We start from the raw sequence: 24,264 nt of genomic DNA, 5'->3' as shown, positions 1-24,264 counted from the left end.
TATTAAAGATACGACTGGGTTGCAGCTCGCGTTTTTATCTGCATGAACTACAACTACTCTTAATTGCATGCATTATACATTGTAGAGTTGTGAAGAGTGAGTGATAGATCAAAAAAATGCGGGTTTAGATCTTTTTTGTATCTTTGCCCCTTGTAATCGATATCCGAGGCCCAATATAGGGTGTTAAGGAAAGATATTGAGACATTTTGGACCTTAGCTAGCGCTTTAAGTTAAGCATTCATATTTTAGCTTGAAATTAGTTTAGTCCGTCCCCATATCTCCATCAGATGACAAAATTAGCTTTTATATAGAAAAGATTTCAGGAGCACCACAATGGGTAAAATTATTGGTATCGATTTAGGCACAACTAACTCTTGCGTAGCTGTATTAGACGGCGACAAAGCGCGCGTATTGGAGAATGCCGAAGGCGATCGTACTACCCCTTCAATCATCGCTTACACAGGTGAAGAGACACTAGTAGGTCAACCTGCAAAGCGTCAGGCAGTTACGAACCCAACTAACACTTTCTTCGCAATCAAGCGTCTTATCGGTCGTCGTTTTAAAGATGACGAAGTTCAGCGTGATGTTGACATCATGCCATTCAAGATCATCGGTGCTGATAACGGTGATGCTTGGGTTGAAGCACATGATAAGAAGATGGCTCCACCACAGGTTTCTGCTGAAATCCTTAAAAAGATGAAGAAGACTGCTGAAGACTTCCTAGGTGAAGAAGTTACTGAAGCCGTTATTACTGTTCCTGCATACTTTAACGATTCACAGCGTCAAGCAACTAAAGATGCTGGTCGTATCGCAGGTCTTGAAGTTAAGCGTATCATCAACGAGCCAACAGCGGCTGCACTTGCTTACGGTATCGATAAGAAGCAAGGCGATAACATCGTTGCTGTATACGATTTAGGTGGTGGTACATTCGATATCTCTATCATCGAAATCGACAGTGTTGATGGCGAGCAGACTTTCGAAGTTCTTGCTACTAACGGTGACACTCACTTAGGTGGTGAAGATTTTGATAACCGTTTGATCAAGTACCTAGCTGATGAGTTTGAAAAAGAGCAAGGCATGAACTTGCGTAACGATCCATTAGCGATGCAGCGTCTAAAAGAAGCTGCAGAAAAAGCGAAGATCGAGCTTTCAAGCACAACACAAACTGAAGTGAACCTGCCATACATCACAGCTGATGCATCAGGTCCTAAGCACTTAGTGGTTAAAGTTACTCGTGCTAAGCTTGAGTCTTTGGTTGAAGATCTAGTGACTCGTACACTTGAGCCACTAAAAGTTGCACTAGCTGATGCTGACCTTAGCGTTTCTGACGTTAACGAAGTGATTCTAGTTGGTGGTCAGACTCGTATGCCTAAAGTACGTGCTGAAGTTTCTGCTTTCTTCGGTAAAGAGTTACGTCAAGACGTTAACCCTGATGAAGCGGTTGCAATCGGTGCTGCAGTTCAAGCTGGTGTACTTTCTGGTGACGTGAAAGATGTTCTTCTACTTGACGTTACGCCTCTGTCTCTAGGTATTGAGACTATGGGTAGCGTAATGACTAAGCTTATCGAGAAGAATACCACTATCCCGACTAAAGCTTCACAGACTTTCTCTACAGCTGATGACAATCAAGCTGCGGTAACGATTCACGTACTTCAAGGTGAGCGTAAGCAGTCAAGCGGTAACAAGTCTCTAGGTCAATTCAACCTAGAAGGTATTGAGCCAGCTCCACGTGGCATGCCACAGATTGAAGTTGCATTCGATATCGATGCCGATGGTATCTTGCATGTTTCTGCTACCGACAAGAAAACTGGTAAAGCGCAGAACATCACCATTAAAGCCTCTTCAGGTCTAAGTGATGAAGAAGTTGAAGCTATGGTTCGTGATGCAGAAGCTCATGCTGATGAAGATGCTAAGTTCGAAGAACTAGTCACTGCACGTAACCAAGCAGATGGCATGGTTCACGCGACTAAGAAGCAGATTGAAGAAGCTGGTGAAGCACTGCCTGCTGAAGATAAAGAGAAGATTGAAACTGCAATGTCAGCGGTTGAAACTGCTGTTAAAGGTAGTGACAAAGAAGCAATCGAGAAGTCAACTCAAGAGTTGATGGAAGCCTCTTCTAAGCTGATGGAAATTGCTCAAGCGAAAGCACAAGCAGAGCAAGGTCAACAAGCTCCAGAAGGTGAAGCACAAGCTGCTAAGCCAGATGAAGACGTTGTTGATGCTGAGTTTGAAGAAGTAAAAGATGACAAGAAATAATAGAGGCTAACCCCTAGATTATTGAATACGGGCGTTAGGGGAAACTCTAACGCCCGTTGTCACAAGATTAGCTACGAGATCAGCTACAACTTCATCAAAGAAAGCGTGAGATTATGTCAAAGCGAGATTATTACGAAGTACTAAGTGTTGGACGTGATGCCAGCGAACGTGAAATTAAAAAGGCTTACAAGCGTTTAGCCATGAAGTTTCACCCGGATCGCAATCCAGGAGATAAAGCTGCTGAAACCAGCTTTAAAGAGGTTAAAGAAGCCTACGAAATCCTGACTGATAGCGATAAAAAAGCCGCCTATGACCAGTTTGGTCATGCAGGTGTTGATCCAAATCGCGGTGGCGGTGGATTCGGTGGTAATGCCGATTTCGGCGATGTATTCGGCGATGTGTTCGGCGATATCTTCGGCGGTGGACGTCGTGGTGGCGGTCAACGTCAAGCAGCACGTGGTAGCGACCTGCGTTACAACCTTGAACTCTCTCTTGAAGAGGCTGTTAAAGGTTTGACTAAAGAGCTACGCATTCCAACTTTGGCTCATTGTGATACTTGTGATGGCAGCGGCGCTAAGAAAGGCACATCGCCTACCACTTGTGGTACCTGTCATGGTCAAGGCCAAGTGCAGATGCGTCAGGGATTCTTTGCGGTTCAGCAAGCCTGTCCGACCTGTCATGGTCGCGGTAAGATCATTAAAGACCCATGTAATTCATGTCATGGCGAAGGTCGTGTTGAGAAGAGCAAGACACTTTCAGTTAAGATCCCTGCTGGGGTTGATAATGGCGATCGTATTCGTCTATCTGGCGAAGGTGAAGCGGGCGAGTTTGGTGCACCTCCAGGTGATCTGTACGTTCAGGTTAGTGTGCGTGAGCATGCTATCTTTGTTCGTGATGGCAATAACCTTTACTGCGAAGTGCCAATCTCATTTGGTAAAGCAGCCCTAGGTGGTGAGATAGAGGTTCCTACTTTAGACGGTAAGGTTAATCTTAAGATCCCTGCTGAGACGCAAACGGGTCGTATGTTCCGTATGCGCGGTAAAGGTGTTAAGTCTGTTCGCAGTCATGCGGTTGGCGATCTACTTTGTAAAGTTGTGATGGAGACGCCTGTTAAACTTAACGAACGTCAAAAAGAGCTACTTCGCGAATTTGATGAAACCTTAGCGGGTTCATCGTCTAAGAAACATAGCCCTAAAGCTGAAGGTTTCTTTGATGGTGTGAAGAAGTTTTTTCAAGACTTAAATAGCTAACTTTAATTCATAAAGCGAAATTAAAGTTGATAAAGCCCCGTTTGCTAACGCAAACGGGGCTTTTTTGTGGGATTAAGCTGTAAAAGAAGGTCAGCGTGTTTAACGTCATCGTTTTCCGGCTTATGAAGTAACTTGCTGTATTAATGTATAGGTAAAAGTTAATAAAAGTTTGATAGAATCTAGCCTAGAACCTAGAACCTAGAACCTAGAACCTAGAACCAGCTAATAATCTAGCCTAGAACTTAGAATCAGCTAGTGATCTAACCTAGTACCTAGCATCTAGACCTATTGATATAAAGGATTATCACCCGATGAAATTACTACCAGTGTTATTTCTTTCAACTTTAGCCTTAACAGGCTGTGTCACTACGGAATCTCCTACGGGACGAAATCAGATTTTACTTTTCTCCTCCCAAGAGATAGATCAGATGGGTGCAAGCTCATTTGATCAGATAAAAAAGCAGGAGAAGGTGAGTCAAGATCCTAAACTTAATGCTTATGTGGATTGTGTGGCAAACAGAATAACAAGCGTACTGCCTAAATCTAACCTTCCATGGGATGTGGTAGTGTTTGAGTCAGATCAGGTGAATGCTTTTGCACTACCTGGTGGTCATATCGGTGTCTATACCGGCCTATTAAAGGTCGCAGCAAATGAAGACCAGTTGGCGACGGTGATTGGACATGAAGTAGCCCATGTATTGGCTAATCATAGTAATGAGCAGGTTTCTCGCGCCAAGTTGACAGGTACGGGGATGCAACTGGCTGATGTTGCATTGGGTGCTGGTGGTGTGAGTAATAAAGATCTTTATATGGCAGCTCTAGGTTTAGGGACTCAAGTGGGCTTTATTCTTCCCTATGGCCGCGAGCAGGAGAGTGAAGCTGATGTGATGGGCGTTGAGTTGATGGCAAGAGCGGGGTTTGATCCGAGCCAGAGCATGGTGCTGTGGCAAAATATGGCAAAACAAGGTGGTGAACAGGGCCCAGAGTTACTTTCTACTCACCCATCCCACGGTCATAGAATCGATGAGTTGACTCAAATGCAGTCTCAAGTCATGCCTCTTTATCAGGCAAGTAAAGGTCAAGTACAAAATCGCTGTCAAAAGACGAAATAAATATTAAGGATATCAAGATCACTCTTTTTAACTATGTTAAACTGTCGCGCGAAAAATTAATTTGAATCATTGAGAGTAGAATCATTATGTCTGACAAGTTTACTACTATTGAAGCGCAAGCAAGTTATGGCGTTGGTCGCCAGCTTGGTGAGCAGCTAGCTGCTAACTCTTTCGAAGGTATCGATATCTCAGCTGTACAGCTAGGTCTATCTGATGCATTTGACGGTAAAGAGAGTCAAGTTGCTATGCAAGATCTTCAGGTTGCATTTACTGAGATCAGCCAGCGCATTCAAAAGGTACAGGAAGCTGCCGCTGAAGCTGCCTCAGCTGAAGGTGAAACATTCCTTGCTGACAATGCTAAGCGTGATGGCGTTCAGACATTAGAGTCTGGCTTACAGTATGAGATCATCACCGAAGGTACTGGTGATAAGCCAAGCCTAGATGCGACTGTTCGTACTCACTACCACGGTACTTTCATCAGTGGCGATGTGTTCGATAGCTCTGTTGTTCGTGATCAGCCTGCTGAATTCCCAGTATCGGGTGTTATTGCTGGTTGGACTGAAGCACTTCAGCTAATGCCAGTTGGTTCTAAGTGGAAGTTATATGTTCCACATCACCTAGCGTACGGCGAGCGTGGAGCAGGTGCTTCAATCCCGCCATACTCGGCACTCGTATTTGAAGTCGAGTTACTCGATATTCTGTAATATTAAGAGCCTAAGCTAATGCTTAGGCTTTTTTTTGCAGAGATATTAGTGCTAAGACTTTGTGTATTGAGAAGGGTTATCTGAGGAAGTTTATGATGAGTGAAAAAGTAAGAGTCGCAATTACTGGTGGCAGTGGTCGCATGGGTAGAACTCTTATTGAAGCCGCAAGGCAGCAACCTATGATCTATTTGGGTGCCGTTATTGAGCGAGCTGGCTCCACCTTAATTGGTGTCGATGCTGGTGAACTTGCCGGTGTCGGTTCGATGAATGTACCTATTACTGATTCATTAGATCTTGCGGTTGATGATTTCGATGTCCTAATTGACTTTACCTCTCCAGAGGCGAGCTTGGTGCATACAGATTGGTGTGCCAAACATGGTAAAGCGATTGTTATCGGAACAACTGGTTTTAATCACTCTCAAAAAGAACAGATCTCAGCGTATGCTGAAAAGACACCTGTGGTGATGGCTCCTAATATGGCGGTCGGCGTTAATCTACTGTGGAAACTGCTTGAGGTTGCAGCAGAGGTGATGGGAGATTACACCGACATTGAGATTATCGAAGGTCATCATAGATATAAGAAAGACGCCCCATCGGGCACAGCGCTTAAGATGGGAGAGGTGATTGCCGAAACCTTAGGCCGCGACCTTGATAAGTGCGCAGTTTATGGTCGTGAGGGGATAACCGGTGAGCGTGATCGTCAAACCATAGGTTTCTCAACCATACGTGCTGGTGACATCGTGGGTGAGCACACAGCCCTGTTCGCCGATATTGGTGAGCGAATTGAGATCACCCATAAAGCTTCAAGCAGGATGACCTTTGCCAATGGAGCAATGAGAGCTGCTTCCTGGCTGGTTGAGCAAGATGCTGGTCTTTACGATATGCAGCAAGTCTTAGGACTGAAGTAGTTATTTTAAAAAATCGTCTATTTGGCGATTTTTTTTCATATTAAAAAAATTAAATATATAGACCAAGCCTGCTAATTCATATATGCTTGTCCGAATTTGTCAAAATTTCGTATTTGAACGGATATTGGTATTTTAAAAGCAAGAAAAAACATTATATTTTAGTGGCTTGGCTCTTTTTGGAGGTCGCGTTGACAAAGTCTGCCTTACTCGTACTCGAAGATGGAACTGTATTCTCTGGCATAGCTATTGGTGCCGATGGACATGCTGTTGGTGAAGTTGTTTTTAACACTTCAATGACAGGTTACCAAGAGATCCTTACTGATCCCTCATATTCTCGCCAAATTGTAACTTTAACCTACCCTCATATTGGTAATACTGGAACCAATGACGAAGACACAGAATCTGATTCAGTTCATGCCTGTGGTCTAATCATTCGAGATCTTCCTTTAATTGCCAGTAACTTCCGTAATCAACAATCCCTCAGTGACTACCTTAAAGCCAATAACATTGTTGGTATAGCTGATATTGATACGCGTAAGTTAACCCGTATTCTACGAGAAAAAGGCGCACAAGCTGGGTGTATCCTAGTTGGTGAGCAAGACGTAGAGAAAGCGCTTGCAGAAGCAAAAGCTTTCCCTGGTCTAAAAGGCATGGATTTAGCTAAAGAGGTCACGACTGACACTCAGTACCAGTGGCGCAACGGAAGCTGGCGTTTAGTCGGTGGTTTACCTGATGACTCACCAGAGTCTGATCTTAAATATAAAGTTGTTGCTTATGACTATGGTGTAAAACGTAACATCCTGCGTATGCTAGTTGACCGTGGTTGTGATGTGACTGTCGTTCCAGCTCAAACACCAGCATCTGAAGTACTCGCGATGAATCCTGATGGGATCTTCCTGTCAAATGGTCCTGGTGACCCAGAGCCATGTGATTACGCTATTGCAGCAATTCAAGAGATTCTGAAAACAGATATCCCAGTATTTGGGATCTGTCTAGGCCACCAGTTACTGGCTTTGGCTTCAGGTGCTAAGACTTTGAAGATGAAGTTTGGTCATCACGGTGCAAACCACCCTGTGAGCAATATAGAGCAAGGTAATGTGATGATCACCAGTCAAAACCATGGTTTTGCTGCTGATGAGACTAGTTTGCCCGCTAACATCAAGGTGACACATAAGTCACTGTTTGATGGCTCTCTGCAAGGTATTCATTTAACAGATAAGCCTGCATTTAGCTTCCAGGGTCACCCTGAAGCAAGTCCAGGTCCAAATGATGCCGCACCTTTGTTCAATCACTTTATTGAACTTATCGAATTGTATCGTCAGAACGCCAAGTAGTCAGGGAGAAGGTTTAAGCAATGCCAAAACGTACAGATATAAAAAGTATTCTTATCCTAGGTGCTGGTCCGATTGTTATCGGTCAGGCATGTGAATTCGATTACTCTGGTGCACAAGCGTGTAAAGCGCTGCGCGAAGAGGGTTATCGAGTTATCCTGGTGAACTCTAACCCTGCAACCATTATGACCGACCCAGAGATGGCTGATGCGACCTATATCGAGCCGATCCATTGGGAAGTTGTTCGTAACATTATTGCAAAAGAGCGTCCAGATGCGATTTTGCCGACCATGGGTGGTCAAACTGCACTGAACTGTGCCCTTGAGCTTGAGAGCAAAGGTGTACTGGAAGAGTTTAACGTCGAGATGATTGGCGCGACAGCTGATGCCATTGATAAGGCTGAAGATCGTAGTCGTTTCGATAAAGCTATGAAGGCGATTGGTCTTGAATGTCCACGCGCTGGTATCGCTCACAGTATGGATGAAGCGAATGCTGTTGTGGCTGAGCTTGGATTCCCATGTATTATCCGCCCATCATTTACCATGGGTGGTAGCGGTGGTGGTATCGCGTATAACAAGGAGGAGTTTGAGGAGATCTGTTCTCAAGGTCTTGAACTTTCGCCAACCAGTGAACTACTCATCGACGAGTCGTTAATCGGTTGGAAAGAGTATGAGATGGAAGTGGTTCGTGATCGCAATGACAACTGCATCATCGTCTGCTCAATTGAAAACTTTGACCCTATGGGTGTGCATACCGGTGACTCAATCACTGTTGCCCCAGCACAAACTCTGACTGATAAAGAGTACCAGTTGATGCGTAATGCATCGCTTGCAGTGCTTCGTGAGATTGGTGTTGAAACGGGTGGCTCGAACGTCCAGTTTGGTATTAATCCAAAAGATGGCCGTATGGTTATCATCGAGATGAACCCACGTGTATCACGTTCATCAGCACTCGCTTCTAAAGCAACGGGTTTCCCGATTGCAAAAATCGCTGCAAAACTAGCGGTCGGTTTTACCTTAGATGAGCTTAAGAATGATATTACTGGTGGTAATACACCTGCATCATTTGAGCCTGCTATCGATTACGTAGTGACTAAGCTTCCACGCTTTAACTTTGAGAAGTTTGCTGGTTCAAATGACCGTCTAACGACTCAGATGAAGTCGGTAGGTGAAGTGATGGCCATTGGCCGTACTTTCCAAGAGTCTCTGCAAAAAGCGTTACGCGGTCTTGAAGTTGGCATGAATGGTTTAGACCCGATTATCGACATCGATGAAGCGGATTCGATGGCGCGTATTCGCCATGAACTGCAGGAGCCAGGCGCAGATCGTATCTGGTACATTGCCGATGCATTCCGCGCTGGTTTATCTATCGATGATATCTTCGGTTTAACTAAGATTGACCCTTGGTTCCTGATTCAAATCCAAGATCTGTTGCAGCTTGAAGATCAAGTGAAAGAGTCTGGTATGTCAGGAATGAATAACACATTCCTACGACAGCTAAAGCGCAAAGGTTTCTCTGACATTCGCTTATCTAACCTGCTTGGGATCAGTGAGTCTGAGATGCGTAAAATGCGTCAAAGACATGAGATCTTCCCAGTTTATAAGCGAGTTGATACCTGTGCTGCAGAGTTCTCGACTGACACAGCTTACATGTACTCTACCTATGAGGAGGAGTGTGAAGCTGCTCCGTCAAATCGTGACAAGATCATGATTTTAGGTGGCGGTCCTAACCGTATTGGTCAAGGTATCGAGTTTGATTACTGTTGTGTTCACGCTGCTTTAGCGCTGCGTGAAGATGGTTACGAGACCATCATGGTTAACTGTAACCCTGAAACTGTATCAACAGATTACGATACCTCTGACAGACTCTATTTTGAGCCAGTTACCCTTGAAGATGTGCTTGAGATAGTACGCATCGAAAAGCCAAAAGGCGTGATTGTTCAGTATGGTGGTCAGACACCTCTTAAACTAGCTCGTGAGCTTGAAGCCGCAGGTGTACCGATTATTGGTACTAGCCCTGATGCTATTGACCGCGCCGAAGACCGTGAACGTTTCCAACAAGCGATTGAGCGTCTTGGTATGAAGCAGCCAGAAAATGATACGGTCACAACCGTTGAAGGTGCTGTGCTTTCTGCTGAGCGTATCGGTTATCCATTGGTTGTTCGCCCATCTTATGTATTGGGTGGCCGCGCAATGGAGATCGTGTATGACGAGCAAGACCTGCGTCGTTACTTCAATGAAGCGGTCAGTGTTTCTAACTCATCACCTGTACTTCTTGACCGTTTCCTTGATAACGCGATTGAGATCGATATCGATGCAGTATGTGATGGAGAAACTGTTGTTGTTGGTTCTATCATGGAGCATATTGAGCAAGCTGGTGTCCACTCTGGTGATTCAGGTTGTTCACTGCCGCCATATAGCTTAAGTGACGATATCCAGAACCGCATGCGTGAGCAGGTAGGTAAGCTGGCGATGGAGCTAGGGGTTATTGGCTTGATGAACGTCCAGTTTGCAGTGAAGGATGATGAGATCTATATGATTGAAGTCAACCCTCGTGCTGCCCGTACTGTGCCGTTTGTATCCAAAGCGACTGGTGTTCCTTTAGCTAAAATTGCAGCACGTGTGATGGCGGGTCAAAGCCTTAAGTCGCAGAACTTTACTGAAGAAGTGATCCCACCTTACTACTCTGTAAAAGAGGTGGTATTGCCATTTAACAAGTTCCCTGGTGTTGATCCTCTGCTTGGCCCTGAGATGCGCTCAACGGGTGAAGTGATGGGTGTTGGCGAGACATTTGCTGAAGCCTATGCAAAAGCTCAGCTTGGCGCAACTTGTGAAGTGCCTAAGTCTGGTCGTGCACTGCTTTCTGTACGTAACAGTGACAAGGCACGTGTTGTCGACCTAGCGGCTAAGTTAATCGCTTTAGGTTATGAGATTGATGCGACTCACGGAACAGCGGTTGTACTTGGTGAAGCGGGCATTAATCCTCGTTTGGTTAACAAGGTTCATGAAGGTCGTCCTCATATTCTTGACCGTATTAAGAATGATGAGTACACCTATATCGTTAATACAACCGAAGGACGTCAGGCGATTGAAGATTCTCGCCAGCTTCGTCGTGGTGCATTGCGTTATAAAGTGAATTATACAACGACTCTAAATGCTGCTTTTGCTACCTGTATGGCTCACGCGGCAGATGACAGAACCAATGTGAATTCAGTTCAAGAACTACACAGATTGATTAAGTAGTTTTACTTTCTCTGTAAAAAGGCCGCATATGCGGCCTTTTTTGTTTTTGTTCGTAAAACTTTCAACTAAAGAGCGAGTTTTTCTATATCGACTAGACTAAAGATAATCAATGTGACCAGTTGGTGATTTAGTATGAAAATCTCGAGTAAAATTATTCTAGCTACTGTTTTATTGTCAGGGATTGGCATATTTACCGCAGGGTCATTGGTAGGGTGGAAATCCTCCTCTGTGGCTTCAGATGCTTTGGAAAAAAGAGCTTTTGAACAACTTGTTGCTATCAGAGAGATGCAAAAGAACCGGATTGAACGTTATTTCTCTACCATAGTTAAGGAGATCACAACGCTTTCAAATGATCGTATGGTGATGGATATGATGGAGGAGATCCCGCAATCATTCTTTAGATATAAGGATGAAACATCATTTAAAGAGGCTGGCGAGTTAACTGGGTATTACACCCAGATGTTTGATGAGGAATACCTGTCACAAAATCCATCCAGCACCGCCAGTGCGACCAGTAAACTCGACCAGTTAAGCGATAACAGTAAATCAATACAGCACGCCTATATTAGTGGTAATTCACATCCTTTGGGCAGTAAAAATCAGCTGGTTAAAGCAGATGATGGAAGCAAATACAGTGAGTTACATAAGAAGTACCATCCCCATCTGAATCAATACCTAGAAGCATTTGGTTTTTATGACATCTTTCTTATCGAGCCAGAAACTGGCTATGTTGTTTACTCTGTTTTTAAAGAGCTGGACTTTGCAACCTCCCTTTTAAGTGGCCCCTATAAAGAGACTGGCTTAGCTGAGGCATTTAGGTTAGCAAATGCAAGTGCAGATAAAAATGAGACATTTCTGGTTGATTTTAAACCTTACTTTCCCTCCTATGAAGCCGCAGCAGCATTTATTTCATCTCCAGTCTATTCAAGCGAGGGAAAAAAGCTGGGGATCTTAGTGTTTCAAATGCCTATTGATGAGATTAATAGCCTGATGACCTTTAAAGGTGAGTGGGCCAAGATGGGGCTAGGCTCCTCTGGAGAGACCTATCTGGTCGGAAGTGATAATCTGCTTAGAAGTCAGAGCCGCTTTTTACTTGATGATCAAGAGGGGTACTTTAAAGCCCTACTTGCAGCGGGAACGGCTCCTAAAGTGGTGGATAAAATCAGCGCCAGTGGCTCCGCTATCGGTTACCAAGAAGTGATGAGTGAGGGGGCTAATGCGGCGTTATCGGGGCAAACAGACATTAAGGCTATTAAAGATTACCGTAATGTGGATGTGTTATCGGCCTTTGCTCCATTAGAGATTGAAGGGGTTGAGTGGGCAATATTAAGTGAGATAGATGTTGCAGAGGCGATGAAAGATAAAGATGAGATGCTGGTGACCATATGGCAGGTTATCTCGGTTATCATTCTTATCTTATTGCCTTTGACCTTAGTGGCTGGTTTTTTAGTTGGCCGTGGCATATCAAACCCAATCAACAATTTTATCTCTCAGGTGAATAAAGTTGCCGATGAGAAAGATCTGACAACGCGAATTAATTACCAAGGCAATGATGAGTTGTTCTCGTTAGCGACATCGTTCAATCAGTTAATGCAGGGACTGCAAGAGGTCTTAAATAGCGTTGAAGAGTTGGCTGCAACACTGTTAGATTCAACGGGAAAGATGCTGGTGAATATTGGTGAAACGACCGAGCAAACTCAGATGCAGTCAAATAATGCCGATAGTGTTGCAGTAGCCACAAATCAGCTACTTGCGACGATTCAAGAGGTGGCAAAAAATGCAGCCAATGCTTCAGATTCAGTAAGGGATACCGAAAATAAATGTCAAGAGACAAGCCATGTTGCTGAGCGGCTAGAGAGCGATATGTCTGAGCTCAATGTACAGATGAACTTAGCCTCAGCTTCAATTGACAAATTGGCTAAAGAGAGTGAGTCGATAGGTTCAGTCCTCGATGTTATCCAAGCCATTGCCGAGCAAACGAACCTGCTAGCACTTAATGCTGCAATTGAGGCTGCAAGAGCAGGCGAGCAGGGAAGAGGGTTTGCAGTGGTCGCGGATGAGGTAAGAACATTAGCGTCACGAACCCAGCAATCGACAGAGGATATTAGAGAGAAGATTAACTCTTTGCAACAAGAGACGGAAACGACTGTCAAGATGGTGACATCATCGAGCCAGATGGCAAACTCGAGTATCGGTGCTTGTGAAGATAACCGTAAAATTCTTTCAGAGGTATTGGCCTTGATATCTGAGTTAAGTGATATGAACATGCAGATCGCTACGGCGTCAGAGGAGCAAAGTTCAGTGGTGGGCGAGATAAATCAGAACATCACTGAAATAGCTGGAACATCACAAAATATCTCAAGTAAAGCAGAGCTAAGTAAAGATGATGTGCACAATTTAAGCTCTCTCGTTGTTAGCCTAGAGGAGAGGATGAGAGAGTTTAAATTATAGGTATTTGAAAGTCAGAAGATAAAGAGGCCTAATGGCCTCTTTATTCTTTGAGTTTTGCTTTAAAGGTCGATTTCGTGAGTAAAACTAATGATGACCTTGTAATCATCATCAATCTCATCTTCGCTCACTTGGCTCAGCATAAAGCTAAACCCACTCTTACTAAGACTGATATTATAATCTTGATAGTCGAGACCATCATCGAAATTATAACTACCTGCATGTAGCCCTAATTCAACGTCACCTAATATTTCGAAGGTCAGATTAGCTTCAACATAGATATCATCGCCAAAATCTGATGACCAATCTGAATGGGCGGTTGTTGATACGCCAACTGAGAGGAAGTTCCAGGAAAGGGAGCCATATACTTCACCGAAGTCGAGTTCATCGCCATCGGGATAACCGTAATAGACATAGCCAAAATCATAACTGAATTCACCTACATCATTAGCAAAACCTAGGTAGAGATCTAACTCGGTTGAGGCATCATCACCAAAATCTACATTAGATGCCCAGGTTCCAACATAGACGCCCATCTCTGATGCGTAATCAATCCCTCCAGAAACAGCAGGTTTATCATCTGTTTGAGTGACGCCTCTCCAAACGTAGTTATTGGTAACACCGATATTAGCCGATAATCCTTCAGTTGCATGAGCAAGGGAGGAGTAGTTAAATGCTGCAGAAAGCCCTAAGGCGATGCAGAGATATTTTTTCATCTTCATTCTCATTTCCTATATTTTTTGTATTCTGGTTAGCGAAATTTGAATTAAAGACCAGATTTCAGCTAACTAGAACATTTACTGTTCATTAGAAGTCTAGTGTAAATCCCAGAGTTTGCAGGCGACTGGGTTCTGTTTTAGTTTTGAAATTAATACTTTGATGAGTTTTTTCTGGCTGCTTGGGAAAAATTAATTCGAAATTGTGCGAAAGGTTAGCTTGCTTGGCTTTTTCACCACTGGCGTCATGGACGCTCTATGTATAGAATGGGGCTATTCCAAGATAAATGATTATTACTGTGTTGGCCTTAAATTGGTCAGCATAGGCTGCTTTTGTTTTAAAAGGAGACGAAAGAGTATTATGAATAAGGTCCCAATGACTATTGTTGGTGCAGATCAACTACGTAAAGAGTTAGATTATTTAAAGTTTGAGAAGCGCCCTAAAATTGCAGAAGCAATTGGTGAGGCGAGAGAGCTTGGCGATCTGAAAGAAAATGCAGAGTACCATGCCGCGCGTGAAGAGCAGGGGCTATGTGAAGCTCGCGTTCGTGATCTTGAAGGTAAGCTATCAAATGCTCAGATCATCGATGTGACTAAGATGCAGAATACGGGACGTATTATTTTCGGTACCACTGTGACTATCTTAAATATCGATACCGATGTTGAAACAACTTATAGAATCGTCGGTGATGATGAAGCTAATATTAAGGAAAATCTCCTTTCAGTTAGCTCACCTATTGCACGTGGTCTGATTGGTAAAAATGTCGACGATGAGGTGACTATTAGCACCCCTGGCGGTATGACAGAGTATGAGATCACCGCAGTAGAGTATATCTAACGATATATTTGTTACTCTTTTTGACTAAAGCCGCTTCGATAATAGCGGCTTTTTTATATCTGCAGATTTAGGTAAGGAAAGAGAGGAGATAGATATATAAAAATTAATTTGTATCTATCAAGACTAAGCTCTAGTATCTCTGTTATCGAAGTTACTTAGGTTTATGAGTGCACACTTTTTTACGTTTGGTTTTTATTTGGCTTTTTCTTGGAGTTTTTTTTACCTCTCCAGCGTTTGCCCATGACTTCCAGAAAGTAGAAGGTACTCAATTTGTTCATGAACTAAGTATTTCACCAGCATCAACGCAAGATCTCGGTTTCACTTCTCTACTTGAAACTCCTCTTTTACCTCAAAAGCCATCAGTTTCAAATAAAGCGGTAAAAGATGATCAAAAAGACTCAAAATTCGTCCCCTTGATTTCACAGCGTCTTATCAGTTTTGCTCAGCATGATCCTCTTCAAAATGAGCCTGATTACCGTCTTGCATTTGAGTTTGCTCCACCTTTAGCGCTCTCTCTTACCATAGGTTATCGAATCGATTTTGCTCAATCTTTAGATTGGTCTCTGCATATGGGTAAAAAGCCATCTCGGCTTTCTGGTTGGAAAGAGACAAATCTCCTCTACCGTTTTTCACAAACAAGCTCACTTAGTTAAGTTTCTCTAGCCATATTTCATGGCGTCTATCTACTGACATTTTCAGGCCTAATTTACGTTAAAGGTATGATTTCGCATACCTGTGTTTGGGCTCGATATCTGTATTAATTATAAATATACCAATCAGTATAAAGGTTTGATCGCTCAGCGAGAGCAGATCAGCTTCTTATATTGACTGGTATTAAGAGTTAACTATGAGAAAACAGACTAATAGTAAAGTATTAAACCATTACGCTGCATGGAAGTATGTGGTGTTAGTCGTGACTTTTATTGTCATGTTACTGAGTGCATTACCTACATTGTATGGCGAAGATGCGGCCATTGAGGTTGGCGCTAAAGCGAAGTTAAATTTAACACCTCTACAGCTTAACAATGTGCTTAAAAGTGATGATATTGAGGTTAAGCGCATTGATCACAATAGTGATAAAACCCTTATTGTCCTAGCTGATGATAGCCAGCAAAGCAAAGCGAAAGCTTTATTAAGCAGTTATATTGAGGATACATCAGCATTAACGCTCGCCTTGGCACCAGCGGCGCCTGATTGGTTACTCTCTTTAGGGGTTAGGCCAATTAAGCTTGGGTTAGATCTTCGGGGGGGAGTGCAATTCCTATTGGATGTTGAACTTGAACCTGTTTACCAACTCCATTATGACGCCTTTATTGACAGTGTAAGGCAGTTTGCCCGTCAACAGGGGATCCCTAGGGTAACAGTTCATCAAAGTGCCGATTCCAATGTGGTTATCAATTTAGTTAATTCAGATTATAAAGGAAAAGTTCGACAGTTTATCGCAACCAACTATCCAACATGGCAAGTTTCAAACTCAGACAACTCGGGTCTAAAAGCGGATATCAAAGCCGATGAAAAGATTAAGATTCGAGATCTGACGGTAAAACAAAATCTGCAGATTATGCGTAGCCGTATTGAGCAGCTTGGGATCACTGAAGCTTTAGTGCAGCGACAAGGTGAGCACAGGATCAGAATTGAGTTACCGGGTGTTCAAGACCCAGCGGCGGCGAAAAATGTCATCGGAGCAACAGCAAGTTTGGCATTTTATCAGGTTAAGCAGGAGGGCTCTGTTAACGCTCAAATTTTAAGAGAGCGCTCAGGAAATCCTGTTTATGTCGCTCGTAAACCTGTTTTAGGTGGGGAGCATATTGTCGATGCCAGAGCCAGCTTAGGTGAAATGGGAATGTCTGAGGTGGTCATTAATCTTGACCGCTCTGGTGGGAAGTTCATGTCTGATTTCTCCCGTGACAATATCGGTAAACCTATGGCCACCTCATACAGCGAATACAGCCGTGATGAGCAGGGAAAGGTGAGGCAAACCACAGATATCATCAGTGTGGCAACGATTCAATCTCAGTTAGGTGATCGTTTCAGTATCACAGGTGCGGGAGATTATGCTCAGGCGCAGCAGTTAGCTTTGTTGCTTAGAGCTGGTTCTATGACAGCTCCTGTCACCATTGTCGAAGAGAGAACCATAGGCCCGAGTTTAGGGGCTGAGAATATTGAAAATGGCTTCTCCGCTTTAGCTTTAGGGATGGCGATGACGTTACTTTTCATGGGGCTTTGGTATCGCCGTTTAGGTTGGGTTGCGAATGTCGCGCTGCTTGCCAATATGGTTATTCTGTTTGGTCTGCTTGCCCTTATTCCTGGTGCAGTGCTGACACTGCCGGGTATCGCGGGGCTGGTATTAACAGTAGGCATGGCCGTTGATACTAATGTGCTTATTTTTGAACGGATAAAAGATAAATTGCAGGAGGGGAGGGGCTTTGCCCATGCAATTGATAGAGGTTTTGACAGTGCAGTTGCAACTATTTTCGATGCCAACTTCACCACTATGATCACAGCTGTGGTGCTCTATTCCATTGGTAATGGGCCAATTCAAGGATTTGCTCTTACTTTAGGTTTAGGGCTATTGACCAGTATGTTTACGGGAATTTTTGCCTCAAGGGCACTAATTAACTGGAAGTATGGGCGCGACTTTAGCCGTGATGTGAGGGTGTAATATGAACATTAATATGATGAATGGAAAGTCGTGGAATTTTAGTAATATGAGCCGATTAACTAAATGGCGCTACTTCACTAGCTTTATCTCTTTAACCTTGATGATCCTATCTGTGACAATTATCTCCGTGAAAGGGTTTAATTGGGGCTTAGATTTTACTGGCGGTGTAGTGACAGAGATCCGTGTCGATAAGGAGATATCCGCTAAACAGATAGAGGTATTACTGGCTAAGTCGTCGCAGCAAGAGGTGAGTGTTATCTCTGCAGGAGAGCTTGGGCGATGGGTATTGAGATATAGTCAAACTCCAACTTCAGGTGATGTCAGTGCTAATGCTTTGGATATTACTGAGGTACTCTCACCTTTAAAGAGTGAGGTCCAAGTACTAAATACCAGCATAGTTGGTCCTCAGATCGGGCAAGAGTTGGCAGAGCAAGGCGGGTTAGCGCTCTTGGTCGCCATGCTGTGTATTTTAGGGTATCTGAGTTTCCGCTTTGAGTGGCGACTTGCAAGTGGTGCACTGTTTGCACTCTTTCACGATGTTATCTTTGTGTTGGCTTTCTTCTCTCTGACGCAGATGGAGTTTAATTTAACAGTACTTGCGGCTGTGTTGGCGATATTGGGTTACTCCCTTAATGACTCGATTATCATTGCAGATAGGATACGGGAGCTATTAACGTTAAAGCCGAAGATGCCTATTGCTGATGTCTGTACCAGTGCAGTTAAAGCCACATTCTCACGTACTATGGTGACCAGCGGTACGACATTGATGACAGTAAGCGCACTTTGGGTAATGGGAGGAGGTGCGCTGGAGAGTTTTTCCATTGCGATGTTTATCGGTATCTTAACGGGAACCTGGTCATCGATATCTGTGGGGACCTGTTTACCTGAGTTATTTGGGGTGAATTCAGAGCATTATAAATTAGTGCCTGTCAGCGATACCCCATAAAAAAACGGAGCCACTGAATAGTCAGTGGCTCCGTTTTTACTTACGGTAAGGGGCTAGCTCAATGTGGAGGTAGCCACTTTTAATCACAAAAGCTTATTTTGCTTTTGGAATGGCAATCTTCATCTCTTCAGATTGACGGAATAGTACTAGGACGTGACCGATAAGCTGTACTTTTACAGCTTGAGTTTCACGTACAATGGCATCAACGACTGCATTTTTTAACTCTCTGTCGCCAGAGGCTACTTTCACTTTGATCAGTTCATGATAAGCGAGTGCATTATCAATTTCCGCCAGTACACCTTCAGTCAGGCCATTGGAACCAAGCATCACTACAGGCTTCAGATTATGTGCTAAGCCCTTTAAGTGCTGTTTTTGTTTGGTTGTTAAGTTCATTTCTACCAACTTTATGCTGAGTTACTGTTGAAAAGCCGCTATTCTACCCTTATATACCCATTATGTAACTCTCATTTGTTGCGGATTTTAAATGTCAGGAAAAAAACGAACAGCAAGTTCCTCCCGTTGGATGCAGGAACATTTTGATGATCACTATGTCAAATTGGCTCAAAAACGGGGATTTCGTTCACGCGCAGCGTTTAAAATAGAGGAGATCCAGGAGAAAGATAAACTGATCCGTCCTGGAATGACTGTTGTTGATTTAGGTGCCGCACCTGGTGGTTGGTCTCAGGTTGCAGTTAAATTAGCGGGTGACAATGGTAAAGTTATCGCTTGTGATATTTTGCCGATGGATCCCATTGTTGGTGTTGATTTTCTTCAAGGAGATTTTAGGGAGGAGAAAGTTCTCGATGCATTGTTAACTCGTGTAGGTGATGCCAAAGTCGATGTTGTTTTATCTGATATGGCGCCTAATATGAGTGGTACAGGTGGTGTAGATCAACCTCGCGCTATGTATCTAGTTGAGTTAGCATTAGATATGTGTCATCAAGTGTTGGCACCAAATGGTTGCTTTGCTGTTAAAGTCTTTCAGGGGGAGGGCTTTGAAGAGTACATGAAATCAGTAAGAGAGGCGTTTAAAACCGTCAAAACACGTAAGCCAGACTCTTCGCGACCACGTTCGCGTGAAGTCTATCTTGTGGCGACAGGGTACAAGTTATAGTACTCTAACGTCATTAATCGCAAGACTGATTAGGTATAACAAGTTGTACTATAAAGTCAGTCACCGCAAGGCTGAAAAAGTATAAATTGTGGTATTCTAAGTTCAGTAACCTTAAGACTGATAGGGTATAACAAGTTCTACTGTTATTTTCAGTAACCGCAAGGCTGATTGAGTACGCGTTGTGTATTCTATGGTCAATAATCGCAAGACTGCATGAGGTCTAGTAATTTTGAGTGATATGGCAAAAAATTTAATTCTCTGGGTTGTCATCGCCGTGGTGTTGATGTCTGTATTTCAGGGTTATTCCCCCTCTTCTTCCAGCGCGTCGAAGATGGATTATTCCGCTTTTTTAGATGATGTTCGTAGTGGACAGATTAATACCGTCGAAATAAAAAGCGATCAGCGTACGATTGAGGGTACTAAGCGCACCGGGGAGAAATTCACGACGATTATGCCTCTGTTTGATAAAGATCTGATTAATGATCTTGATCGAAAAGGGATCGTGATGAAGGGGCAGGAAGCTGAAGAGTCAGGGTTTTTAACCCAGATCTTTATCTCTTGGTTCCCTATGCTATTGCTCATCGGTGTGTGGATATTCTTCATGCGTCAGATGCAAGGTGGCGGCGGTAAAGGCGCGATGTCATTTGGTAAAAGTAAAGCCAAATTGATGAGCGAAGATCAGATCAAGACGACTTTTGGTGATGTTGCTGGTTGCGATGAAGCTAAAGAGGACGTTAAGGAGCTGGTTGATTACCTTAAAGAGCCAACTAAATTCCAAAAGCTAGGCGGTCGTATTCCTACTGGTGTTCTGCTTGTTGGTCCTCCAGGTACAGGTAAGACTTTGCTAGCAAAAGCGATTGCTGGTGAAGCTAAAGTACCTTTCTTTACAATTTCAGGTTCTGACTTTGTTGAGATGTTTGTTGGTGTCGGTGCATCTCGTGTGCGTGACATGTTCGAGCAAGCTAAGAAATCTGCACCTTGTATCATCTTTATCGATGAGATCGATGCCGTAGGTCGCCAACGTGGCGCAGGTGTTGGTGGTGGACACGATGAACGTGAACAGACACTGAACCAGATGCTGGTTGAGATGGATGGTTTCGAAGGTAATGAAGGCGTGATTGTTATTGCCGCAACCAACCGTCCAGATGTACTGGATGCTGCACTGCTTCGTCCTGGTCGTTTTGACCGTCAAGTGGTGGTTGGTCTGCCAGATGTTCGTGGTCGTGAGCAGATCTTAAAGGTACATATGCGCAAAGTGCCTTTAGCTGATGATGTTAAAGCGAGCGTTATTGCACGTGGTACTCCTGGATTCTCTGGGGCTGACTTGGCTAACTTAGTCAATGAAGCGGCACTGTTTGCAGCTCGTGGAAACCGACGTATTGTTGGTATGGAAGAGTTCGAAAGTGCCAAAGACAAGATCATGATGGGGGCTGAACGCCGCACTATGGTGATGTCTGAGGAGGAGAAAGAGATGACCGCTTACCATGAAGCGGGACATGCTATTGTAGGTTGCTTAGTACCTGAGCACGACCCGGTGCATAAGGTAACAATTATTCCACGTGGCCGTGCATTAGGTGTGACTTTCTTCCTGCCTGAAGCGGATGCTATTAGTCAAAGTCGTCGTAAGCTAGAGAGCCAAATCTCAGTAGCTTATGGTGGAAGACTCGCGGAAGAGATTATTTATGGCAGTGAGCGAGTATCAACTGGTGCTTCTCAAGACATTAAATATGCAACGTCGATAGCACGTAACATGGTGACCCAATGGGGCTTCTCTGAAAAGTTAGGTCCAGTACTTTACGCCGAAGATGAAAACGAAGTCTTCCTAGGGCGTAGTATGGGCAAGTCACAACATATGTCAGATGAGACTGCGAGTATTATTGATCTTGAGGTTAAAACGCTTATCGATAATAACTATCAACGTGCTCAGACATTCTTGAATGACAACATGGACATTCTTCATGCAATGAAAGATGCGTTGATGAAGTATGAAACTATCGATGCTAATCAGATTGATGATCTGATGGAGCGTAGAGAGGTTCGTGACCCTGTTGATTGGAACATGGATGATAATGGTTCAAGCAATGATAAAGGTGGCAAGTCTGCTAAATCAGATGACACTCCTGTTCAAGAAGAAGCGAAAGCTGAACCTGAACAAGCTAATGCACCTGACGTTAATGAAGCTGATGAATCAACAGCTAAGTAATTAGCTTTTGCTGACTAAAAGAAAACCCCGCTATGGGGTTTTCTTGTTTTCAAAAGGTAAACTCCGGAGTCTTAGTGTATAAAATTCGAAGTGGTGAAAAATCCCTAGATCTTGCTAGCCCAGTAGTGATGGGGATCCTCAATGTTACGCCCGATTCATTTTCAGATGGTGGTCAGTTCGCAAGCTTCCAACGCGCATGCGAACATGCTGATCAAATGGTTGCTCAGGGAGCAAGCTTTATCGATATTGGCGGAGAATCAACAAGGCCTGGTGCGGCAGAAGTGAGCTTAGATGAGGAGCTTCTTAGGGTCATTCCTCTAATTGAATATGTTGCTAAGCATCATGATGTTTGGGTATCGGTCGATACCAGTAAAGCTGAAGTGATGGAGGCTGCGGTTAATGCCGGCGCCAATCTTATCAATGATGTACGAGCTCTTCAGGAGGAGGGCGCATTAGAAGTTGCTGCTAAGCTGCAGGTACCAGTTTGTCTTATGCATATGCAGGGACAACCTAGGACGATGCAGACCTCTCCTGAGTACCGGGATGTGGTTGAAGATATTAAACGCTTTTTTGAAAGCCGTATTCAGGCATGCATTGATGCTGGAATTAAGCGTGAAAATATTATTTTAGATCCAGGTTTCGGTTTTGGTAAAACTTTGTCCCATAACTATGAATTACTCAATCGATTAGCGGAGTTTCAAGAGTTAGGACTACCGCTACTTATTGGTGTGTCGCGTAAAAGCATGATGGGAAATCTGTTAAATCGAGATACATCTGAGCGTTTGGCGGGAAGTTTAGCTGGCGTGTTACTGGCAGCGCAAAGAGGAGGAGATATCTTTAGAGTACATGACGTGCCTGAGACCGTCGATGTACTCAAGGTGCTTTTAGCAACGAGTCATTATAAAAATATTTAGTTAATTATTCAGTGTTATCGCACAGATCTTTTTATAAACACAGTGATAACATTTGCCCTGTTCAGCTTAGGTTAGGGTTTGAGCAGTAGACTGGAAGCGTTTTTTATTTTTCTATCTCTTCACTAAGAGAGAGGTAGATTTGGGGTTATGAGTATGAGAAAGTTTTTTGGAACAGATGGTATCCGCGGTAAAGTTGGCGCGGGTAAAATGACACCTGAGTTGGCGTTAAAGCTTGGCTGGGCGGCGGGAAGGGTACTTTCGCGTTCTGGCACTCAAAAAGTGATCATCGGTAAAGATACCCGTATTTCTGGTTACCTTTTTGAGTCGGCAATGGAAGCTGGGTTATCGGCAGCTGGCCTCAACGTTATGTTGATGGGACCTATGCCAACACCTGCTGTGGCGTATTTGACTAGAACCTTTAGGGCTGAAGCGGGCGTTGTGATCAGTGCATCTCACAACCCTTATTATGATAACGGGATTAAATTCTTCTCCACCGATGGCAGTAAACTTGATGATGAAGTCGAGCTTGAGATTGAACGTGAGCTTGAAAAACCGCTGACCTGTGTTGAATCACACCTTTTAGGCAAGGTGTCTCGTATTGACGATGCTCCTGGTCGTTACATTGAGTATTGTAAAGGTAACTTCCCTGCGGAGCATACGCTACGCGGACTGAAAATCGTCGTCGATTGTGCCCATGGCGCCACTTATCATATCGCACCTAATGTCTTTCGTGAGCTAGGAGCGGATGTAATCGCTATCGGTGATAAACCTGATGGACTAAACATCAACCATGAAGTCGGCGCGACCTCTATGGCTAAGATTTGCGAAACCGTTGTTGCGGAAAAGGCTGATTTGGGTATTGCGCTTGATGGCGATGGTGACCGTATCATGATGGTTAACCGTGAAGGTCGAGTCATCGATGGTGATGAGATCCTCTATATACTGGCTTGTGATGCCCAGCTTCGCGGTGTACTTTGCGGCGGTGTGGTTGGGACCTTGATGTCTAACCTAGGTCTTGACCTTGCGCTGCAGGAGCTCGATATTCCTTTTGCTCGCTCCAACGTAGGCGATCGTTACGTGATGACGATGCTGAAAGAGAAAGGCTGGCGTATTGGTGGTGAAAACTCAGGTCATATCCTCAACTTAGATCATGGTACTACAGGCGATGGTATTGTAGCTGGCATTTTGGTGCTTGCTGCTATGTGTCGTCAAAATGCAACCCTTGATGAGTTGACGGCTAATATCAAGATGCTACCACAAGTACTCGTTAACGTTCGTTTCGAGGGTGACCATGATCCTTTAGCCTCAAAAGAGGTGCTAAATGCACAAAAAGAGGTTGAGTCACAATTGGGTGAGCGTGGCCGAGTCTTATTAAGAAAATCGGGTACAGAACCATTGATCCGTGTGATGGTTGAAGGTGATGTCGAAGCCGATGTCATTAAGCATGCTAACTATATTGCCGATGCGGTGAGAAACTTAGTTTAATTATTGTACTATTTAATGATGAAGAATTAGTTAACTTGAGTTGGCTAATTCTTTTTAAATAGGATTTGATTAATAAATAGTTATATGCGGATGAAAAAGCAGCGTTCCGTCATTTAATCCCAAATATTACCACTT

18 protein-coding genes are annotated in these 24,264 nt (G+C 43.8%); 16 read left to right on the top strand and 2 right to left on the bottom strand.

Going from position 1 to position 24,264, the window contains the following annotated elements; translation table 11 throughout:
- Window positions 1-333 precede the first annotated feature (333 nt).
- From dnaK to SWOO_RS18410, 8 genes are all read left to right on the top strand, one after another.
- Window positions 334-2,256, top strand: coding sequence for a molecular chaperone DnaK (gene dnaK, locus SWOO_RS18445; RefSeq protein WP_012326180.1), 1,923 nt, complete (start codon window positions 334-336; stop codon window positions 2,254-2,256).
- A gap of 113 nt (window positions 2,257-2,369) precedes the next feature.
- On the top strand, window positions 2,370-3,506 hold the full coding sequence (dnaJ, locus tag SWOO_RS18440; RefSeq protein WP_012326179.1) for a molecular chaperone DnaJ: 1,137 nt from the start codon (window positions 2,370-2,372) through the stop codon (window positions 3,504-3,506).
- Window positions 3,507-3,817: 311 nt separating this feature from the next.
- Window positions 3,818-4,618: a M48 family metallopeptidase gene (locus SWOO_RS18435; protein ID WP_012326178.1), complete on the top strand. Its 801-nt coding sequence runs from the start codon at window positions 3,818-3,820 to the stop codon at window positions 4,616-4,618.
- Window positions 4,619-4,704: 86 nt separating this feature from the next.
- A complete protein-coding gene (locus tag SWOO_RS18430; protein ID WP_012326177.1) occupies window positions 4,705-5,322 on the top strand; it encodes an FKBP-type peptidyl-prolyl cis-trans isomerase in 618 nt (205 codons plus the stop codon).
- 95 nt (window positions 5,323-5,417) lie between these two features.
- The gene (dapB, locus tag SWOO_RS18425; protein WP_041417791.1) at window positions 5,418-6,230 is read left to right on the top strand and encodes a 4-hydroxy-tetrahydrodipicolinate reductase; all 813 of its coding nucleotides are present in this window, start codon (window positions 5,418-5,420) and stop codon (window positions 6,228-6,230) included.
- A gap of 176 nt (window positions 6,231-6,406) precedes the next feature.
- Window positions 6,407-7,564 (top strand): glutamine-hydrolyzing carbamoyl-phosphate synthase small subunit, encoded by a 1,158-nt coding sequence (gene carA, locus SWOO_RS18420; protein ID WP_195742812.1) that lies wholly within the window; start codon window positions 6,407-6,409, stop codon window positions 7,562-7,564.
- Between the two features lie 20 nt (window positions 7,565-7,584).
- Entirely contained in the window at window positions 7,585-10,803 is a 3,219-nt protein-coding gene (gene carB, locus SWOO_RS18415; protein WP_012326174.1) for a carbamoyl-phosphate synthase large subunit, read from the top strand.
- A gap of 132 nt (window positions 10,804-10,935) precedes the next feature.
- Window positions 10,936-13,254: a methyl-accepting chemotaxis protein gene (locus SWOO_RS18410; RefSeq protein WP_012326173.1), complete on the top strand. Its 2,319-nt coding sequence runs from the start codon at window positions 10,936-10,938 to the stop codon at window positions 13,252-13,254.
- Window positions 13,255-13,313: 59 nt separating this feature from the next.
- Here the strand turns inward: SWOO_RS18410 and SWOO_RS18405 are convergent, their stop codons facing one another.
- Window positions 13,314-13,973: a TorF family putative porin gene (locus SWOO_RS18405; RefSeq protein WP_012326172.1), complete on the bottom strand. Its 660-nt coding sequence runs from the start codon at window positions 13,971-13,973 to the stop codon at window positions 13,314-13,316.
- A 355-nt stretch (window positions 13,974-14,328) separates the two neighbouring features.
- On the opposite strand from SWOO_RS18405, the gene greA reads away from it, so the two are divergent.
- The 4 genes from greA to secF all read left to right on the top strand — a co-directional run bounded on the left by greA (window position 14,329) and on the right by secF (window position 18,413).
- A complete protein-coding gene (gene greA, locus SWOO_RS18400; RefSeq protein ID WP_041417788.1) occupies window positions 14,329-14,805 on the top strand; it encodes a transcription elongation factor GreA in 477 nt (158 codons plus the stop codon).
- A 167-nt stretch (window positions 14,806-14,972) separates the two neighbouring features.
- Window positions 14,973-15,458, top strand: coding sequence for a hypothetical protein (locus SWOO_RS18395; RefSeq protein WP_012326170.1), 486 nt, complete (start codon window positions 14,973-14,975; stop codon window positions 15,456-15,458).
- Between the two features lie 194 nt (window positions 15,459-15,652).
- Window positions 15,653-17,467 (top strand): protein translocase subunit SecD, encoded by a 1,815-nt coding sequence (gene secD, locus SWOO_RS18390; protein ID WP_012326169.1) that lies wholly within the window; start codon window positions 15,653-15,655, stop codon window positions 17,465-17,467.
- Between the two features lies 1 nt (window position 17,468).
- On the top strand, window positions 17,469-18,413 hold the full coding sequence (secF, locus tag SWOO_RS18385; RefSeq protein WP_012326168.1) for a protein translocase subunit SecF: 945 nt from the start codon (window positions 17,469-17,471) through the stop codon (window positions 18,411-18,413).
- A gap of 93 nt (window positions 18,414-18,506) precedes the next feature.
- On the opposite strand, the gene yhbY is transcribed toward secF, so the two are convergent.
- A complete protein-coding gene (gene yhbY / locus SWOO_RS18380; protein ID WP_012326167.1) occupies window positions 18,507-18,806 on the bottom strand; it encodes a ribosome assembly RNA-binding protein YhbY in 300 nt (99 codons plus the stop codon).
- A gap of 91 nt (window positions 18,807-18,897) precedes the next feature.
- Between yhbY and rlmE the strand changes: the two genes are divergently transcribed.
- From rlmE to glmM, 4 genes are all read left to right on the top strand, one after another.
- Window positions 18,898-19,527: a 23S rRNA (uridine(2552)-2'-O)-methyltransferase RlmE gene (gene rlmE / locus SWOO_RS18375; RefSeq protein WP_012326166.1), complete on the top strand. Its 630-nt coding sequence runs from the start codon at window positions 18,898-18,900 to the stop codon at window positions 19,525-19,527.
- A 229-nt stretch (window positions 19,528-19,756) separates the two neighbouring features.
- Window positions 19,757-21,730: an ATP-dependent zinc metalloprotease FtsH gene (gene ftsH / locus SWOO_RS18370; RefSeq protein WP_012326165.1), complete on the top strand. Its 1,974-nt coding sequence runs from the start codon at window positions 19,757-19,759 to the stop codon at window positions 21,728-21,730.
- 32 nt (window positions 21,731-21,762) lie between these two features.
- Window positions 21,763-22,644, top strand: coding sequence for a dihydropteroate synthase (gene folP / locus SWOO_RS18365; protein ID WP_407636062.1), 882 nt, complete (start codon window positions 21,763-21,765; stop codon window positions 22,642-22,644).
- 147 nt (window positions 22,645-22,791) lie between these two features.
- Window positions 22,792-24,129: a phosphoglucosamine mutase gene (glmM, locus tag SWOO_RS18360; protein WP_012326163.1), complete on the top strand. Its 1,338-nt coding sequence runs from the start codon at window positions 22,792-22,794 to the stop codon at window positions 24,127-24,129.
- Window positions 24,130-24,264: the final 135 nt, after the last annotated feature.

The sequence above is a fragment of the Shewanella woodyi ATCC 51908 genome, assembly GCF_000019525.1.
Lineage (GTDB): Bacteria > Pseudomonadota > Gammaproteobacteria > Enterobacterales > Shewanellaceae > Shewanella > Shewanella woodyi.
Note: the sequence above shows the minus strand (reverse complement) of the source record. Positions and strands in the feature narration are given on the sequence as shown.

What these genes read in the sequence shown, in the direction of transcription:
- dnaK (WP_012326180.1), top strand. Translation starts at nt 334, where the DNA reads ATGGGTAAAATTATTGGTATCGATTTAGGCACAACTAACTCTTGCGTA.
- dnaJ (WP_012326179.1), top strand. Translation starts at nt 2,370, where the DNA reads ATGTCAAAGCGAGATTATTACGAAGTACTAAGTGTTGGACGTGATGCC.
- SWOO_RS18435 (WP_012326178.1), top strand. Translation starts at nt 3,818, where the DNA reads ATGAAATTACTACCAGTGTTATTTCTTTCAACTTTAGCCTTAACAGGC.
- SWOO_RS18430 (WP_012326177.1), top strand. Translation starts at nt 4,705, where the DNA reads ATGTCTGACAAGTTTACTACTATTGAAGCGCAAGCAAGTTATGGCGTT.
- dapB (WP_041417791.1), top strand. Translation starts at nt 5,418, where the DNA reads ATGAGTGAAAAAGTAAGAGTCGCAATTACTGGTGGCAGTGGTCGCATG.
- carB (WP_012326174.1), top strand. Translation starts at nt 7,585, where the DNA reads ATGCCAAAACGTACAGATATAAAAAGTATTCTTATCCTAGGTGCTGGT.
- SWOO_RS18410 (WP_012326173.1), top strand. Translation starts at nt 10,936, where the DNA reads ATGAAAATCTCGAGTAAAATTATTCTAGCTACTGTTTTATTGTCAGGG.
- SWOO_RS18405 (WP_012326172.1), bottom strand. Translation starts at nt 13,973, where the DNA reads ATGAAGATGAAAAAATATCTCTGCATCGCCTTAGGGCTTTCTGCAGCA.
- greA (WP_041417788.1), top strand. Translation starts at nt 14,329, where the DNA reads ATGAATAAGGTCCCAATGACTATTGTTGGTGCAGATCAACTACGTAAA.
- secD (WP_012326169.1), top strand. Translation starts at nt 15,653, where the DNA reads ATGAGAAAACAGACTAATAGTAAAGTATTAAACCATTACGCTGCATGG.
- secF (WP_012326168.1), top strand. Translation starts at nt 17,469, where the DNA reads ATGAACATTAATATGATGAATGGAAAGTCGTGGAATTTTAGTAATATG.
- yhbY (WP_012326167.1), bottom strand. Translation starts at nt 18,806, where the DNA reads ATGAACTTAACAACCAAACAAAAACAGCACTTAAAGGGCTTAGCACAT.
- rlmE (WP_012326166.1), top strand. Translation starts at nt 18,898, where the DNA reads ATGTCAGGAAAAAAACGAACAGCAAGTTCCTCCCGTTGGATGCAGGAA.
- folP (WP_407636062.1), top strand. Translation starts at nt 21,763, where the DNA reads ATGGGGTTTTCTTGTTTTCAAAAGGTAAACTCCGGAGTCTTAGTGTAT.
- glmM (WP_012326163.1), top strand. Translation starts at nt 22,792, where the DNA reads ATGAGTATGAGAAAGTTTTTTGGAACAGATGGTATCCGCGGTAAAGTT.